14 protein-coding genes and 1 pseudogene are annotated in these 16,900 nt (G+C 52.8%); 1 reads left to right on the top strand and 14 read right to left on the bottom strand.

What is annotated here, in order from left to right:
- Positions 1–3: 3 nt before the first annotated feature.
- From sufC to mutY, 14 genes and pseudogenes are all read right to left on the bottom strand, one after another.
- A complete protein-coding gene (sufC, locus tag C6362_RS08480; RefSeq protein ID WP_014017073.1) occupies positions 4–741 on the bottom strand; it encodes a Fe-S cluster assembly ATPase SufC in 738 nt (245 codons plus the stop codon).
- 164 nt (positions 742–905) lie between these two features.
- A complete protein-coding gene (locus C6362_RS08475) occupies positions 906–1,112 on the bottom strand; it encodes a hypothetical protein (RefSeq protein WP_014017074.1) in 207 nt (68 codons plus the stop codon).
- A complete protein-coding gene (gene scfB, locus C6362_RS08470) occupies positions 1,105–2,538 on the bottom strand; it encodes a thioether cross-link-forming SCIFF peptide maturase (RefSeq protein ID WP_014017075.1) in 1,434 nt (477 codons plus the stop codon). The genes C6362_RS08475 and scfB overlap by 8 nt, the downstream gene beginning before the upstream one ends.
- Before the next feature lie 69 nt (positions 2,539–2,607).
- Positions 2,608–2,748 (bottom strand): six-cysteine ranthipeptide SCIFF, encoded by a 141-nt coding sequence (gene scfA / locus C6362_RS08465; protein WP_014017076.1) that lies wholly within the window; start codon positions 2,746–2,748, stop codon positions 2,608–2,610.
- A gap of 71 nt (positions 2,749–2,819) precedes the next feature.
- Positions 2,820–3,215: a hypothetical protein gene (locus C6362_RS08460; protein ID WP_014017077.1), complete on the bottom strand. Its 396-nt coding sequence runs from the start codon at positions 3,213–3,215 to the stop codon at positions 2,820–2,822.
- Positions 3,216–3,436: 221 nt separating this feature from the next.
- On the bottom strand, positions 3,437–3,598 hold the full coding sequence (locus tag C6362_RS08455; RefSeq protein WP_014017078.1) for a rubredoxin: 162 nt from the start codon (positions 3,596–3,598) through the stop codon (positions 3,437–3,439).
- Between the two features lie 106 nt (positions 3,599–3,704).
- Positions 3,705–4,352 carry an RsiV family protein gene (locus tag C6362_RS08450; protein WP_014017079.1) on the bottom strand — a complete coding sequence of 216 codons (648 nt, stop codon included), beginning with the start codon at positions 4,350–4,352 and terminating at the stop codon, positions 3,705–3,707.
- Between the two features lie 39 nt (positions 4,353–4,391).
- The gene (gene uvrC / locus C6362_RS08445) at positions 4,392–6,218 is read right to left on the bottom strand and encodes an excinuclease ABC subunit UvrC (RefSeq protein WP_014017080.1); all 1,827 of its coding nucleotides are present in this window, start codon (positions 6,216–6,218) and stop codon (positions 4,392–4,394) included.
- A 3-nt stretch (positions 6,219–6,221) separates the two neighbouring features.
- Complete coding sequence (uvrA, locus tag C6362_RS08440) at positions 6,222–9,077, bottom strand: excinuclease ABC subunit UvrA (RefSeq protein ID WP_014017081.1); 2,856 nt, start codon at positions 9,075–9,077, stop codon at positions 6,222–6,224.
- Positions 9,078–9,251: 174 nt separating this feature from the next.
- Positions 9,252–11,368, bottom strand: a pseudogene (gene uvrB, locus C6362_RS08435) (excinuclease ABC subunit UvrB).
- A gap of 11 nt (positions 11,369–11,379) precedes the next feature.
- On the bottom strand, positions 11,380–11,661 hold the full coding sequence (locus tag C6362_RS08430) for a hypothetical protein (protein ID WP_014017083.1): 282 nt from the start codon (positions 11,659–11,661) through the stop codon (positions 11,380–11,382).
- Positions 11,662–11,672: 11 nt separating this feature from the next.
- Complete coding sequence (locus C6362_RS08425; RefSeq protein ID WP_014017084.1) at positions 11,673–12,674, bottom strand: nucleoid-associated protein; 1,002 nt, start codon at positions 12,672–12,674, stop codon at positions 11,673–11,675.
- Positions 12,675–12,690: 16 nt separating this feature from the next.
- Entirely contained in the window at positions 12,691–13,923 is a 1,233-nt protein-coding gene (locus C6362_RS08420) for a metallophosphoesterase (RefSeq protein WP_041647330.1), read from the bottom strand.
- A gap of 3 nt (positions 13,924–13,926) precedes the next feature.
- Positions 13,927–14,985 carry an A/G-specific adenine glycosylase gene (mutY, locus tag C6362_RS08415; RefSeq protein ID WP_014017086.1) on the bottom strand — a complete coding sequence of 353 codons (1,059 nt, stop codon included), beginning with the start codon at positions 14,983–14,985 and terminating at the stop codon, positions 13,927–13,929.
- A 323-nt stretch (positions 14,986–15,308) separates the two neighbouring features.
- Between mutY and C6362_RS08410 the strand changes: the two genes are divergently transcribed.
- Positions 15,309–16,535 (top strand): RNA-guided endonuclease TnpB family protein, encoded by a 1,227-nt coding sequence (locus C6362_RS08410; RefSeq protein WP_106699295.1) that lies wholly within the window; start codon positions 15,309–15,311, stop codon positions 16,533–16,535.
- Positions 16,536–16,900 lie beyond the last annotated feature (365 nt).

Here is a 16,900-nt window from a genome sequence, read left to right as displayed (position 1 = left end):
CTACTATCCTTTGTATGCGTCGTAGCCGTTGGCTTCAATAGCCTGGATGAGCGATGCATCGCCGGTCTTGACGATCTTGCCGTCGATGAGGATATGAACGAAATCAGGTTTCAAGTGCTGTAAAATTTCACTGTGGTGGGTAATGACCAGGATAGAATTATTTTCATTGTGGTACTTCGATACCGTTTCCGATACGATGCGGACAGCATCGACGTCGAGGCCCGAGTCGATTTCGTCGAGCATGGTCAGTTTCGGTTCGAGCATGCACATCTGGAGGATTTCCGTCTTTTTCCGTTCGCCGCCGGAGAAACCATCGTTGACATAGCGTTCGGCATAGGATTTATCCATTTTCAGCTGTTCCATCTGAGCGTGGAGCTTCTTGCGGAACGGCATGATGCGCTGCTGCTGGCCCGATACAGTGCTCTTGGCGTTACGGATGAAGTTTTCAACGGAAATGCCCTGGACAGCGATGGGCTGCTGGAAGGCCATGAAGATGCCTGCTTTGGCGCGTTCGTTGACGGGAGCGTCCGTAATATCCTTTCCTTCAAAGAAGATCTTGCCGGCTGTGACGACATATTTCGGGTTGCCCATGATGGCATTGAACAGCGTCGATTTGCCGGCGCCGTTGGAACCCATGATGACATGTGTTTCGCCTGTGTTGATCGTCAGGTCGAGGCCTTTGAGGATTTCTTTGCCTTCGACAGCGATATGCAAGCCTTCTACTCGTAATAATTCACTCATCAGTATCACTCCTATAAAAGTTATGCGTTTTCTTCTACCCTGTCTGCCAGGATAAAACGCAAATTTCTGTATTGATAAAGTGTACTATTTAGATACACTTACTGAACTGTTCTTAATGTACTCCATAAACGCCATAAAGTCAACCTATTTAGTAGCGTTTCTGGTTATTTTTTATCAAATTTATTATGCATCCACCGGGTCCGTGCCTTGCTATGCATCCAAATCTGCATGACACAGACGACGACAGCCGCCGCCAGCAGGCCTAAGAGACCTGCCGACGGGCCATCGACGGCAATGGCATAAAACAGATAGGCATAGACGACGATCCACAAGAAGACCTTGAGCTTCATGAGTTTCGTCAGCTTATTCACAGGCGCCGCATCCTTCACAGTTTTCTTCGGGATCGCCGAAGAGGCGGGCTTTCTGGCCGCGCATGGCCAGGACAGCCTGGATGTACATGGCACATTCGATGCGTTTCTTCTGGATCTTGCAGCTCAGTTCATACGGCGTCTGGATATTGCCACCGTACTTGATATTGTTGGCATGGCAGCCGCCGCTGCAGAAGAACTTGGCCCAGCAGTCGCAGCAGATGGGCTTGTTGAGGACGTGCATGTCGCGGAAGAGCGGCGGCAGTTCCGTATTGGTCACGCCGTCATAGACATTGCCGATGACGTAGTCGTCCTGGCCGACAAACTGATGGCACGGATAGATATCGCCGTTGGGGACGACACACATGTATTCATGACCGGCACCGCAGCCGCGCAGGCGCTTGGCGATACAGGGACCGCGGTAGAGATCCATGATGAAATGATAGTAAATGAAGGGACGGCCTTCATCCATACGCTTCAAGTAGAAATCAGCCAGGCGGTCATATTCTTCGTAAATGCGGGGCAAATCGTCGTCCGTAATGGCATAGGACAGATCGTCACCGACGACAGGTTCCATGGACAGGCCTTCAAAGCCGAGGTCGGCCATGTGTTCTACGTCTTTGGTAAAATCGAGGTTGTATTTTGTATACGTCCCGCGGACGTAATATTCTTCACCATTGCGATGCTTGGCAGCATAGACCTGATTGTCCGCACAGGTCTTATAGGAGCCGTGGCCACCGGCGTCGGGGCGCATGCGGTCGTGGACTTCCGGACGGCCGTCGAGGCTGAGGATGAGGCTGATGTGGTTATCCGTCAAATACTTGACCTTGGCTGGGTCGAGAAGCATGCCGTTCGTCGTCAGGGACAGTTTGAAGACTTTATCGTGGATCTTTTCCTGTTCCCGGATGTATTCGATGGTCTGCTTGACGACGCCGAAGTTCATCAGCGGTTCGCCGCCGAAGAAGTCGATTTCGCAGTGCTGGCGTTTGCCTTCGGTGCTCTTGATGAGCAGATCGACGGCGTGTTTAGCTACGTCGAAGCTCATGAGTTCCCGCTTGTGCGTATCATAATCGCCCTGAGAGGCAAAGCAGTACTTACAGCGCAGGTTGCAGTCGTGCGCGATGTTCAGGCATAAGGACTTGATGACCGGTTCTTCTTCGGCAACGACCTTGAAGTTTTCCGTCATCGGTGCGAAGAGCATTTCCTTTTCGATGAGCCCGTCCAATTCCCCCAGGGTTTCATCTAAATCCTTTTTGTCATAAGTCCCGGCAAAAGCCTGATAGACAACTTCTTTATTGGTACCGTCATAGACGTCGAGGACATCGTAGGTCATCTTGTCGATGACGTTGATGATGCCGCTGTTGACGTCGAGGAGCATGTAAGTGCCGTTCTGACAGTATTTATGAATCATTGGTTTAATTTCAGCCATGAATAATGTTTCCTCCATACAAAAAGAAGGGGGTGCCGCGCGAGCGACGCCCCTTTTCCTTCACGTAACTTATTTTGTGCAGATCTGATTGCCAACGGTGCAAGAAGTTTTGCAAGCGGACTGGCAGGACGTCTGACATTCGCTGCAGCCAGCGTGCTGTGCCGTCTTCTGGATCGATTCTGTGTTGATCGTAATGATGTGTTTTGCCATGATATTCACCTCTCTATCAATGATTATTCCTTATTTTACCACATTCTCAGTGATTCTACAATATGACAGGATTACAAGAGTTTGAAGCCTTCAAAGAAGAAATTCTTGCCCATGCTGATGACGATGGATCGTTCATCGAATACGTCATTGGTATCGAAGAATACGTCGAAGCCTTTCTTATAAGTGGCATAAATCGAAGTGATGCGACTTAAATAACTGCGGATTTCCTCTGCTGTCACTTCCGGTTCGCCGTCAGAACGCCATTTCTTGTTCTTGAAATTCGCAATCAGCGGCGCGTGAGCGATGACACGGGAGCGATGCGCCAAAACCCAGTTCCAAACTTCTTCGCCGTACTGCTGCGCTTCCTCTTCATGGCCTTCATCGAGGCCATCGAGAGTGAACAGGACAGGCCGGCCTTCGTACATGATTTCATCCATGTAACTGCCTTTGACATATTTTAAATTCACAGAAGCACCCCCTGCAAAATCATGTGAAACATGACGAATATTTATGTCTAACAGTAATCATTGTATCGTGCTTCCGGAAGATTGTCAATAAAAAGAGCTTGCCGCATATGCGACAAGCTCTTTTTAAGTTTGAAGTTAAAAGTTTGATGTTTGATGTGGATGGTTTGAAATTTAAAGCCATCGCTTCAAACGTCATACATCAAACTTCACACATTCAAAAATTAGTCCATTTTTACGAAAGCGTCTTTGTCTGCGCCGCAGGTCGGACATACCCAATCTGCCGGGAGATCAGCGAATTTCGTGCCAGCTGCAACGCCGTTGTCTGCGTCGCCTTCAGCTTCATCATAAATATAACCGCAAATGCTGCATTCGTACTTATCCATGTTCTTTTCCTCCTGAATCAACGTATTAACGAATAATTCTTATTAATTATTTTTGACATGTTTATGATATCATATTGGGCAAAAAAAAGCAAGATTATTTTACGACTTATTTTGCCTGTCTTCCCATATTGATATCGATGATGCCCGACGAGTACGGAGCTACCTCATACTGGCCGAAGACGAAGTGGATATTGCGGCTCTTGTCGAGGTAGAAATTCTTCGGATCTTCCGTCAATCCATTGAAATATGACGACAGGACGTGGCCGCTCAAAGTCAGCTTATTCGTGATTTTCTGCAGGGTGAAATACTTTTCATCACCCGGTTTGACCAAATCCCGCCAGTTGGTGATCCGCTTGCCCGTCGCTACATCGAAGACGACGCCGGTCTTCCAGCTCGTCGGATGAGCGGCTCTGTCGAAATAGAGATAGCCTTCATCGAGGAAGGACAAATACTTGCCATCGTTCAAGGTGACGGTGTACGTCTTTTCTTCCGTCAATTTGATGCCCTTATCGCCCTGCTGGTCGAAAAAGGTCTTGGCCTGCTGCTGTTCATCGGTAAAATACTGGGCTATCAATTGGGCCGCTCCGGCGTTGTTGGTCATGGTAATGGCCGGGTACTGGATACTGAGGACGCTGCCATCGCTATGGGTATAGACGGCTTTCGGCGCATCCTGGATAAGGGCTGGCGAAGCAGCCATGGCGACGGCCCCCATGAGCCAGGCGCCACATAAAATGGTAAGGACTTTTTTCTTCATATAATCCCTCCTCTTTCATTTCTTTTTATTATACCATATTTATTGGGTCATTTTCCGCTTTTCATCGGTTCCCAGGCGGAAGAAATAATAAACATTTTCGGCAGCCTGGCGGTTCATGCCCGGCACGGCAGCCAGTTCCTCGATGGACGCCGCTTTCATGTCGCCTAAGGTCTTGAAGGCCGTCCACAAGGCCTTGCGCCGTTTGGGTCCGATGCCTTCGACGTGGTCCAGGATGGACACGAGGCTGCGCTTGCCCCGCAAATGACGGTGATAGGTAATGGCAAAGCGATGAGCTTCGTCACGGATGGCCTGCAACAGCTGCAGTTCCGGCGTGTGGTGACTGAGGATGATAGAATCGCTGCGGCCTTCGACGAAAACTTCTTCGATGCGCTTGGCCAGACTGATGACCGGCGCTTCGCAGCCGGCCTGGCGGATGACGGGCAGGGCCGCATGGAGCTGGCCTTTGCCGCCGTCGATGATGATCAGGTCCGGTACGGGCCAATCCTTTTCACCATAGCGCCGTTCCATGATTTCCGCCATGGACTTGAAGTCATCAGGCTTGCCCTGGACGGTCTTCAGCTTAAAGCGGCGATACTCCTTCTTAGCCGGCTGACCATGCTCGAAGACGACCATGGAAGCGACGGTCTCGATGCCCTGGGTATGGGAAATATCGAAGCACTCCATGCGTTCCGGCAGGCAGGGCAGGTTGAGGATCCGCGCCAGGCCTTCGACGGCACCGGTCGTCTTGTCCACGTCGTGCTGCCACTGCAGCCGTTTCTGTTCCAAAAGGCCGGCTGCATTTTCAGCAGCCATGTCCAGGAGTTGTTTCTTCGTCCCCCGCTGCGGGATGACGACAGTGACTTTCTTCCCCTTCTGCTGGCTCAGGCGGCGTTCGCAGCCTTCCCGGTCTTCCAGGCCTGGTACGACGATTTCTGCCGGGATGAAAGTCCCGTCGCCATAATACTGGTCAACGACGGCTTCCATCAGGGACGGCACATCGTCGTCGCTGCCGTTGTCCAGGGAAAACGTTTCCCGTCCCATGAGCTTGCCCATGCGGACCGTATAGATCTGGACGCATGTCTGCCCGGCCTGACGGGCCAGGCCGATGACGTCCATATCGCCGCCAGTCGTATTGACGATGTTCTGCTGTTCCTGGATGACGGCAATGGCCTTGATCTGGTCACGGTACATGGCAGCCTTTTCAAATTCCATGGCCTCCGCAGCCTCTTCCATCTTCTGCTGCAGCGCCTGGGAAACGCCGCTGTCCCGGCCTTCGAGGATATCCAGGGCCTGGCGGATCAGGACCCCGTAATCCCCTTTGGTGATATAGTGGACGCAGGGCGCATCGCAGTGATGCAAATGGTACTGCAAACATGGCCGGTCCGTCGGCATGGTCCGGCACGACCGGATGTGGTAGGCCCGCTGCATGAGCTTCAGGACGCGGTGGACGGCTGTCGAATCGGCAAAGGGGCCGAAATAGCGGGCGCCGTCGCGGCTGACGCGGCGGGTCATGAAGATGCGTGGGTAATCTTCCTGGACGGTGACCTTGATATAGGGATAGGTCTTGTCGTCGCGGAGCATGATGTTGTAGTGGGGATGGTATTTCTTGATGAGCGTATTTTCCAGGATGAGGGCTTCCATTTCCGTAGCGACGACTATCGTTTCCAAGTCCACAGCATGGCTGACCATGGCCGCTACTTTCGGCGCCCTGTTGGCATCGTGGCGGACATAGCTGGTCACGCGGTTGCGCAGATTGACGGCTTTGCCGACGTAAATGATTTTCCCCTTCTCATCTTTCCAAAGATAGACGCCGGGCTGGGTCGGCAGGTTACGAACCTTTTCCCGGACGGCTTCGCTGACAGCCATGGCTTATTCTCCCTTCTCGCCGGCCATGAGGGCCTTGGTGCGTTCCAGGACGGGCTTGAGGAATTTTCCCGTATACGAAGCTGGTACCTGGCAGATTTCTTCCGGCGTTCCCGTGGCGACGACGGTCCCGCCGCCGGCACCACCTTCGGGACCGAGGTCGATGAGATAGTCTGCCGTCTTGATGACGTCCAGATTGTGTTCGATGACGACGACGGTATCGCCGCCGTCAACGAGCATCTGCAAGACGTCCATGAGCTTGTGGATGTCCGCCGTGTGCAGGCCCGTCGTCGGTTCATCGAGGATATACAGGGTCCGGCCGGTACTGCGCTTGGACAGTTCCGTCGCCAGTTTGACCCGCTGGGCTTCACCACCGGATAAGGTCGTCGCCGGCTGGCCCAGGCGGATGTAGCCCAGGCCGACCTGCTGCAGCGTCTTCAACTTATTGACGATGCGCGGGATATTTTCAAAGAACTGGCAGGCGTCGTCAACGGTCATGTTGAGGACGTCGGAAATATTCTTGCCCTTGTATTTGACTTCCAGCGTTTCCCGGTTATAGCGGGCACCGTGGCAGACTTCGCAGGGAACGTAGACATCTGGCAGGAAATTCATTTCGATGCGGATGATGCCGTCACCCTTGCAGGCTTCACAGCGGCCGCCTTTGATATTGAAGCTGAACCGGCCGGCTTTGTAGCCGCGCACCTTGGCTTCTGCCGTCTGGCTGTAGAGCTGGCGGATGGCATCGAAGACGCCCGTATACGTGGCCGGATTGGACCGCGGCGTCCGACCAATAGGCGACTGGTCGATGTTGATAATCTTATCGATGTATTCGACGCCTTTCAAGGCCTTGAACTTGCCCGGCCGGTGCGGCGTTCCGTAAACGGCCTCAGCCATGCCCTTGTACAGGATTTCATTGACCAAGGTCGACTTACCCGACCCGGATACGCCTGTAACGACAGTCAGGGTCCCGATGGGGATGGACACGTTTATATGTTTTAAATTGTGTTCGGCTGCGCCGATGATTTCCAAAAAGTTCCCACTCCCCAGCCGCCGTACTTTCGGGACGGGAATGTACTTGGTCCCCTTCAGGTACTGGCCCGTCAGTGACTGAGAGCAAGCCATGATATCTTCGGCCGACCCTTGGGCGACGATGGTGCCGCCGTGTTCCCCTGCAGCCGGACCGATATCGACGATATAATCGGCAGCCCGCATGGTATCTTCGTCGTGTTCGACGACGATGAGTGTATTGCCCAGGTCGCGCAGGCGCTTGAGGGCTTCCAGGAGCTTGTCGTTATCCCGCTGATGCAGGCCGATAGACGGTTCGTCCAGGATGTAGAGGACGCCGACCAGGCCCGAACCGATCTGGGTCGCCAGGCGGATTCGCTGGGCTTCGCCGCCAGACAGGGTCCCGGCCGTCCGCGACAGAGTGAGATAATCGAGGCCGACGGTCTGCAGGAAATTCAGGCGGGCCTTGATTTCCTTGAAAATCTGTTTGCCAATGAGCTGCTGCTTTTCCGTCAATTTCAAGCTATCGAAGAAGGGAATCATATCGCTGACAGGCAAATCCGTCAATTCAGCGATGTTCAAGCCGCCTATCTTGATGGCCAGCGCTTCGTGGCGCAGGCGCGTGCCATGGCAGGTCGAACAGGGCTTGACGGTCATGAATTGTCCGAACTGGTCGCGCATCATATCCGATGAAGCCTCGCGGTAGCGGCGGCGGACCATGGGCAGGACGCCTTCAAAAGTCGTCGAGAACTGCTTTACCTGGCCGCGCAGGTTCTCATATTCAAAGACGCACAGGTCGTCAGAACCGTCCATGAGTTTTTCCTGCAGTTCTTCCGGCAAGTCGTCGTAACAATTATCCAGGGTAAAGCCATAAGGCCGCAGGAGACCGCCGAGCTGGCGCATGAACCACGAATCGGGATTACTGCTGAGAGCCGCTACAGCGCCGTCGGCAAAGGATTTCTTGCGGTCCGGCAAAACGAGGCGGGCATCGACTTCCATGGTACTGCCGATACCGGAGCAGGCCGGGCAGGCCCCGAAGGGACTGTTGAAAGAAAAGAGATGCGGTTCGATTTCCGGCAGGCTGACGTGGCAGTCCGGGCAGGCGAAATGCTGACTGAAAGTCAGGACTTCTTTCGTAGCCATACGGAAAATGTGGACGATGCCATCGGCCAGTTTAGCCGCCGTTTCCAAAGAATCAGTCAGGCGCGTCAAGATACTGTTCTTGATGACCAGGCGGTCGATGATGACGTCGATGGTATGCTTCTTATTCTTATCCAAGGGAATATCGTCGGACAAAAGGTAGACTTCGCCGTCGACGCGGACGCGGACGTAGCCGTCCTTGACCAATTTGGCCAGGAGTTTCTGATGGGTCCCCTTGCGGCCGTCGACGACAGGGGCCATGACCATGACCTTTTCGCCTTCGCCGAGGGCCATGACAGCATCGGCCATCTGCTCGATAGTCTGCTGGCGGATGGGCTTGCCGCATTTCGGGCAATACGCTTCGCCGACGCGGGCATAGAGCAGGCGCAGGTAATCGTAGATTTCCGTAACCGTCCCGACGGTCGACCGGGGATTGCGGCTCGTCGTCTTCTGGTCGATGGAAATAGCCGGCGACAGGCCTTCAATGTAATCGACATCAGGCTTATCCATCTGGCCCAGGAACTGCCGGGCATAGGCCGACAGAGATTCGACATAGCGGCGCTGGCCTTCGGCGTAAATCGTATCAAAAGCCAGGGACGACTTGCCCGAACCGGACAGGCCCGTAAAGACGACGAGCTTGTCCCGGGGAATCTTGACATCGATGTTCTTTAAATTGTGCTGACGCGCACCTTTAATGACAATATATTTATCTTCCATGATGCTCCTATACTCAATATTATATAAAACATGTCGGACTCAGCGGGTCGCCCACACGGCGACCCCTACAACGGAAATGTTCAAAAATTTAATCCATCACGGTAAACGATGAACGACCCACGACAAACGATAGGATAAAAGGGATGGCGTATGCCGACAAAAACCTTTGCATGACTATTTTCTTTTCGCGTCAGGCCGCTTTATCTTGCGGCGATAGCGGCGCTTGGGCATGTCGGCACCCTGCATGTCTTTGGGCAGGGTGTCGTCGTGGCTCATGTCGGCCAGCTGCTGGCGCAGTTCCCCTAAGCGGTCGCGCAGCTCCGCCGCTTTTTCAAATTCCAGATTCTTCGACGCTTCCTTCATCTGCAAGGTCATGGTCTTGATGACCTTATTCAGGGCTTCGCGGGTCATCTTGCCGCCTTTCTTCCCTTTCTGGCTGCCATAGGCCGCTTCATCTTCAGCGACTTTCGTCAGTTCGATGAGGTCGACGACGTCTTTTTTGACCGACTTCGGCGTAATATGATGTTTTTTATTATAAGCATCCTGGATTTCCCGGCGGCGCTGGGTTTCTTCCATAGCCTTGGCCATGGAATCGGTGATCTTGTCGGCATACATGATGACCGTGCCGTTGACGTTCCGCGCTGCCCGGCCCATGGTCTGAATGAGCGACGTTTCCGACCGCAGGAAGCCTTCCTTATCGGCATCGAGGATGGCTACCAGCGAGACTTCCGGCATATCCAGGCCTTCGCGCAGGAGGTTGATGCCGACCAGGACGTCGAAGACGCCGGCCCGCAGGTCGCGGATGATGTCGGCCCGTTCGATGGTAGCGATATCCGAATGGAGATAGCGCACGCGGACGCCCATTTCTTTCAGGTAGTCCGTCAAATCTTCGGCCATCTTCTTGGTCAGCGTCGTCACCAGGACGCGTTCGTCCTTTTCCGTACGCTGGCGGATTTCCCCCAACAGGTCATCCATCTGGCCGGCAATGGGACGGACTTCCACGTTCGGGTCCAACAGGCCCGTCGGCCTGATGATCTGCTGGGCCAGATTGGTCTGGACTTCCATTTCATAGGGCCCTGGCGTAGCGCTGACGTAGACGATCTGATTGATGCGTTCGACAAATTCTTCAAATTTCAAAGGCCGGTTGTCCAAGGCCGACGGCAGGCGGAAACCGTATTCGATGAGGTTTTCTTTGCGCGACCGGTCACCGGCATACATGGCCCGCAGCTGGGGCAGGGTGACGTGCGATTCGTCGACGAGGATGAGGAAATCATCGGGGAAATAATCGAGAAGCGTATACGGCGCCTGACCGGGCTTGCGACCGGCCAGATGGCGCGAATAGTTTTCGATGCCTGAGCAATAGCCCATTTCTTCCATCATTTCCATATCGTAGCGCGTGCGCTGTTCCAATCGCTGTGCTTCCAGCAAGTGGCCCCCGTCTTTCAGCACTTTCAGCCGTTCGTCCAGTTCCTGACGGATCGTCCCAAGGCCCGTTCCATCTTGTCCTTGGTCGTGACATAATGGCTGGCCGGATAGATGGCGACGTGCTTGCGTTCGGCAATGACTTCGCCGGTCAGGACATCGACTTCGGTCAGGCGGTCGATTTCGTCGCCGAACATTTCGATGCGGATGACGGAGTTGTCGAAAGCCGCCGGAAAGACTTCGATCGTATCGCCGTGGACGCGGAAAGTCCCGCGTTCGAGGTTCATGTCGCTGCGGCTGTACTGGATATCGACGAGCTTATGCAAGATCTCTTCCTGCGATTTTTCCTGCCCCAGGCGCAGGGATACGACGAGTTCGCTGTAATCTTCCGGGTCACCTAAGCCATAGATGCAGGAAACGGAAGCGACGATGATGACATCGCGCCGTTCAAAGAGACTCATCGTCGCCGAGTGGCGCAATTTATCGATTTCATCGTTGATGGACGCATCTTTCTCGATATACGTATCCGTCGAGGCAATATAGGCTTCAGGCTGATAGAAGTCATAATAGCTGACAAAGTAGCCGACTTCATTATCGGGAAAGAAGGATTTAAATTCGCTGCACAACTGGGCTGCCAAGGTCTTGTTGTGAGCGATGACCAAGGTCGGTTTCTGGACGGCTTCGATGAGCTTGGCCATGGTGAAGGTCTTCCCGGTACCGGTAGCCCCGACGAGGACCTGGGCCCACTGGCCGGAACGGACGCCTTCCGCCAGGGAGGCGATGGCCTCGGGCTGATCGCCCATCGGTTCATACGGGGCGACGACGTGAAAGGGATGAGACGTATCGTAATCTTTATTGTAATGGGACATATCCATAAGCGTTACCTCTTTTTAGGGCCCTTCTTCCAGTTCCTATAGAGAGACCAGGGCCAGAGAACCGTAACCAGGACGGTAAAGGCAAAACCTGCGTCCGACCAGTTGCGGGTAAACAAGACGAAATACGACCAGGCCAGGGCGGCAAAGCCGACGAGGTACAAGACCCAGGTACGGGTATCGAGCCCGTGGACAGGTCCCTTCTTCTTTTTAGGCTGTGCCGCTGCCGTCGTCCCTTCCGGAACAGCCGCAGTATGGCTGGCTTTTTTGCGCCGATTTTTGCGTGACATAGTAGTCCTCCTTATTTGTTGACGATTTTTCCGATATTCTTCAATTCAATGGACAAGGTCCCGTCGGGATTATTGATGAACTGGATGAAATCGGTATTTTCGATGTATTCTGAAGGAAAGGTAATTTCAATGCCCGTATCGGTCTTGATTTTATGGCTGCGGCCGGCTTTCTGGGCATATTCCTTTTCGATGGCCACGGCCTCGGGCAGTTTGGCTTCTTTGATTTGCTCTTCAAATTCCCGCTGCAGCACTGGCGAATCGCCGAAGACATCGCTGCCCAGGTCCTGGGGTGAAAAAGAATCGGCTGTTTCAGCATTTTCTACGAGATAGGTCTTGGCCTTCGACAAGGCTTCAACCGTACTGGCTCCGTGTTCTTCAGCCACTTTCTCGGCAATCTTGCTGACGACTTTCACGGCTTCCTTGCTGGAAATGACCGACGTACACTGCAAGAGCTTGTCCGGCAGGAGATAGACGTCTTCGCCATCCATTTTCCGCTTCTTGTCGACGAAATGGATGGAAAAATCACTCAGCCTGATGAGGGCATAGGCATCGGCTTTCTGCGCCGTCCCGGGCAAGATGGCGTAATGCTTGATGAGCTTGTTGTATACCGTCCCTTCGTCGTCGAGGATCTGATGGGTATAGGCCGTCTTGTTTTCCAGCATGAGGATGCCTACGTTGCGGACATCGTCGTCATCCTGGAAATCAATGACCAGGAGGTCTGTCGATTCCGGTTCGTCGCAGTGAGCCAGGAGCTGATAGAGTTCACGGGCCGTCTGGGATGCCAGGTCGTCGAAGGTCATCGTCCCGTCGGCCAGAGCCTGCAGCTTCATCTGAAAGGCACTGGTCGCATAGAAGACGCCTGTCTTCTGGGCGGCATCGCCGATGATGCGGTTCAGCCGTTTGCTGACGTATTCGTAGACGACATCGCTGCTGAAATCGAGGTCTTTCTGGGATACCACGCAGACATTAGTGTTGAAATCAAAAATATGGAGTACTGCTTTATTGATCATCATAATGAGTATTCATCCTTTACGCTTGTTTTCGTAATTCAAAGACACTGGCTTCTCGTGAACAGAGGACGCGGAAAGGCAGCCAGTGGCCCGTACCGCGGTTGACATAGCCCTTGCACTCGCCTTTCTGGAACAGGCCGCGGAGGTATTTGAAGCCCAAGGCCGAAACCAGCGGCGCAATGGGCGCGAACTGGGCACCGTGCGTATGGCCGCATAAGGTCAAGGGGATGTGGTGGGCAAAGCCCTCATCGATAAAGGCCGAATGGTGGGCCAGCAGGACGACAAAAGCGTCTTCCGGCACTTTGGCCAGGGTTTCCCGGACGTACTGTTCCCGTTCTTTGGCAAAGGCCTCGTCGCCTTTGGCAAAACTATAATCAGCAGCCGCAATATAAAAAGACCGGCCGTCGCGGCCATTACGCCCTTTCAAGCCCTGACCGCAGCCACGGCTGGCCTGAAAAGAGGAATTGCGCAGTACCCGCACCGGCGTCGCTTCGAGCATGGCCGTGATGGCATTGAAATCGCGGTAATACTCATGGTTGCCGTAACAAAAGTCGATGCCGTCGGGAAAGCGATGGACATTGGCTTCAAGGATGGCCCTGGCTTTCGGCAAAAGGGCCAATTCATCAATGAAGTCGCCTGTGATTTCTAAACGGTTCACGCCCTGGGCAGCTACGGCATCCAAAGCTTCCTGCAGTCTCCGGGGACTGAAGAAGAGCCCCATGTGCAGGTCTGACAGCTGACCGATTTTATAGCCGTCGAGATAATCTGGCAGATTTTTGTATTTCAAGACGTGATACGTCGTGTCTAAATCGCGTTCGCCTAAGAGATTGCCGGCCCCGCTGGTAGCCAGAGCCACTGCCGGGACCAGGGCGGCCAAGCCTTTGAGGAAAGCCCGCCGTGTCACGCCGGACGCCCGCCGCTGCCGCCGTCGCCGGCGGCGCCTGGGACGACAGAAGAATCGGGCTATGGCAACGACGGCCAGGCAGGGAAAAGCCAGGAGACAGGCCAACAGCCAAATCAGGCCGGCCATGGCCTTGCGGTCGTATAAGCCATCCCAGCCAGAAGCGACGAGGCCGGGAAAGAGGTCTTCATAGTGATAGAGGCCGAAGGCCGACAAGACAGCCAGCAGCAAGGCCACCAGGAGCAGCAGCCAGCGATGGCCCGTTCGGACGACATAATCCCATAACAGGGCCGAGACGACGCAGATACAGGACGTAATGACCATGAAATTAATAAAAAAAAGCCCTTTCATCAATTATACCATGGCAGTAATCTTGCCATGCGGCCCGGCCCAGGGCAAGGACGCATAAGCTTTACAGTCGATCCACTGCCAATCCTCCTCTTCTTCGAGTTTTCCCTGGGTGATGCGACCTTCATAAATCGTCATCTGCCAGGTCTTATGCGAAAAGACGCTCTTCAGAGAGCCTATGGACTGGTCATCGGCAGCCAGGGTCAGTCCTTTCTGCGCCAAGAGCTGACCGACAGCATGCAGGCCTTCCTCCCCTTTCCCCTGGGCATTAGGAAATTCCCACATCGACGCCAGCAGGCCCGTCGGCGGCCGGCGATGAACGAGCCACTGTTTCCCCTTACGGACGACGACGACAGTAATATCTTCGACAGGCGATTTCTTCTTGACCAGGCGGATGGGCAGCTCACATTCTTTCCCAGCCCGATGAGCCAGGCAGAGCTCTTGTAAAGGACAGTAGGGACAGCGGGGATGCTTAGGGATGCAGATCATAGCTCCTAAGTCCATGAGAGCTTCGTTAAAGGCTCCAGGCGCTTCGTCCGGAAGTTGCTCTGCGACGAGAGCTGTGACTTTCTTCTTGACCGGTGTCGACAAGATATTTTCTTCAATATCATAAAGGCGGGCAAAGATGCGCAGGACGTTGCCATCGACAGCCGGTTCTTTCTGTCCATAAGCCAGGCTTAAAATAGCGCCGGCTGTATAATCACCAACGCCTTTCAAGGATTGCACGTCTTTTTTATTTTCCGGCACGTGGCCGCCGTATTTGGCCTGTACTTCCTGGACGGCCTGGTGGAGATGGCGGGCCCGCGAGTAGTAGCCCAAGCCCTGCCACTGCCGCAGGACTTCATCTTGAGAAGCCGCCGCCAAGGCGGAGATGGTCGGAAAATGGTCCATCCAGCTGTCATAATAGGGGCGGACTGTTTCGACTTTCGTCTGCTGCAGCATGATTTCCGAGACCCAGACCTTATACGGATCCCGCGGCGTTTCATCGCGCCAGGGCAGGTCCCGGCCATGGGCGGCAAACCAGTCGAGGAGCAGCGGGCTCCAATGTTCTTTCTTTATATCCATATAAATAAGCCTCTTTCTTTCTACACTATTAACTACTAGTATAGAAATCCAGAGGCTTTTTGTCAAACACGTGTTCTCTAAGTTTCATCACGTTTCAGAATGGGCACCGCCGCGGAGACGCAGGTTCTCTTTCTTAGGCTGAACAGCTTGGCGTCCTTTCTGATACTTTTCATCACTATGGTGCGGCGGAGACTCGTGACTTTAGTCATGAGAGGAGCCGCACCTCCCCTCCTTTCAATAATAAATAATAGACTTTTAGCAAAAAAATTATGATATAATAATTTTGATGAAGTAGTATAGATTTTAGAAAGGCAGGTGAAAAAATGTCTAACCTAACTAAAACAATAAAACTTCGTATACACGCTACTCCCGAACAAGAGACGCTGTTCCGTCAGATGACTGAACAATACCGTCAGGCTTGTAACTTCGTGTCGCAGTACATATTCGACCACCGATTTAACATGACCTACCAAAGTCTCAACAGAGAGCTGTACAGTGACCTGCGCAGCCAGTTCGGTCTGAAATCGCAGCTAGCCCAGTCTTCTATCAAGACGACGATTGCCAGATATAAAACGGTAAAACAACAGCTCTTCCAAAATCCTTACAGATATAAGGATGAGAATGGCAACTGGCAACGCATTACCAAGACATTGGAATGGCTTTGGAAGCCGATATTCTTTACTCGTCCGCAAGCTGATTTGGTCCGTAACCGAGATTACAGTTTCGTTGATGATGGTCAAATCCTATCTATCAATACACTCGGCAAAAGAACCAAATGCACTTTTGAGGGCGAACATTTCGCTGAATACCTTGATGGCGCTTATGACCTTGGAACAGCAAAACTGGTCGAACTCAAAGGGTTATGGTATCTCCACATTCCCGTAACCCAAGCTGTCGAAGATTTTCAGAAAGAAAACGTCCGTCATGTTGTCGGTATTGACCGCGGATTACGTTTTCTTACTGTTAGTTACGACGAACAGGGCAAAACTGAATTCGTCTCTGGTAAGAAGATGGCTACTAAACGCCATAAATTTCAGGAAGTCCGCCGTCAGCTCCAGTCTAAAGGTACAAAATCAGCAAAGCGTAGACTCAAAGCCATTTCTGGACGAGAGAACCGTTGGATGTCTGATGTAAACCATCAGATTTCTAAGACACTCGTTGAAAAATACGGCAAAGATACGCTGTTTGTGCTTGAAGATCTGACCGGTGTTAGCTTCGAAGAGTCCCATCTTTCAAAAACGGCTAAACAAAATTACGACCTGCGCAGCTGGGCGTTCTATCAGTTGGAGCAATTCCTGACCTATAAGGCTCATGAAAATCGTTCCGAAGTTCTGAAGGTATCTGCTAAGTATACCTCTCAACGTTGTCCCAAATGCGGTACTATCCACAAAGAAAACCGTGACCATCACAAACACTTATATCGTTGCCAGTGTGGTTACAGATCTAACGATGACCGTATCGGAGCTATGAATATTCAGCTCCTCGGAACTATGTGGATTTCCGGAGATAACCATCCTCGTTATGAAAGAATAACAACTGCTTCGGAGTAAACTCCTTAGCAAAGCGGGTGTTGTCAGCCCCCCCGATGATGTAGGCGGATTTAGGAAGACATCTTTTAGATGTCGTTAGTACCTATGTAGTTCCGACTTACAAGCTCCCGACTTTAGTCGGGAGTAGTTGACACTGCTGCAGCATTTTCCATTCGCGGAAATTTTCTGCCATAATCTTTTCCATTCGCCATACATACATGTGAAGGCCCCCTCTCAAGATCGGATAATACCAAAAACAGAAAAGACAACGACATCAATCATGACATCGTTGTCTTTTCTTTGATTCTATTATATCGCTATTTCATCCCTTGTCAAGGGACTAATGTATTGCAACAAGCAACAAAACGGTGTTCCACGTGGTCGCC

This window comes from Megasphaera elsdenii DSM 20460, assembly GCF_003010495.1.
GTDB lineage: Bacteria > Bacillota > Negativicutes > Veillonellales > Megasphaeraceae > Megasphaera > Megasphaera elsdenii.
This window is presented reverse-complemented; position numbering and strand designations above follow the sequence as displayed.

Excerpts from the sequence above, each read along its gene's own strand:
- sufC (WP_014017073.1), bottom strand. The coding sequence starts at position 741 with ATGAGTGAATTATTACGAGTAGAAGGCTTGCATATCGCTGTCGAAGGC.
- scfB (WP_014017075.1), bottom strand. The coding sequence starts at position 2,538 with ATGGCTGAAATTAAACCAATGATTCATAAATACTGTCAGAACGGCACT.
- scfA (WP_014017076.1), bottom strand. The coding sequence starts at position 2,748 with ATGGCAAAACACATCATTACGATCAACACAGAATCGATCCAGAAGACG.
- C6362_RS08455 (WP_014017078.1), bottom strand. The coding sequence starts at position 3,598 with ATGGATAAGTACGAATGCAGCATTTGCGGTTATATTTATGATGAAGCT.
- C6362_RS08450 (WP_014017079.1), bottom strand. The coding sequence starts at position 4,352 with ATGAAGAAAAAAGTCCTTACCATTTTATGTGGCGCCTGGCTCATGGGG.
- uvrC (WP_014017080.1), bottom strand. The coding sequence starts at position 6,218 with ATGGCTGTCAGCGAAGCCGTCCGGGAAAAGGTTCGTAACCTGCCGACC.
- uvrA (WP_014017081.1), bottom strand. The coding sequence starts at position 9,077 with ATGGAAGATAAATATATTGTCATTAAAGGTGCGCGTCAGCACAATTTA.
- C6362_RS08430 (WP_014017083.1), bottom strand. The coding sequence starts at position 11,661 with ATGTCACGCAAAAATCGGCGCAAAAAAGCCAGCCATACTGCGGCTGTT.
- C6362_RS08425 (WP_014017084.1), bottom strand. The coding sequence starts at position 12,674 with ATGATGATCAATAAAGCAGTACTCCATATTTTTGATTTCAACACTAAT.
- C6362_RS08420 (WP_041647330.1), bottom strand. The coding sequence starts at position 13,923 with ATGAAAGGGCTTTTTTTTATTAATTTCATGGTCATTACGTCCTGTATC.
- mutY (WP_014017086.1), bottom strand. The coding sequence starts at position 14,985 with ATGGATATAAAGAAAGAACATTGGAGCCCGCTGCTCCTCGACTGGTTT.
- C6362_RS08410 (WP_106699295.1), top strand. The coding sequence starts at position 15,309 with ATGTCTAACCTAACTAAAACAATAAAACTTCGTATACACGCTACTCCC.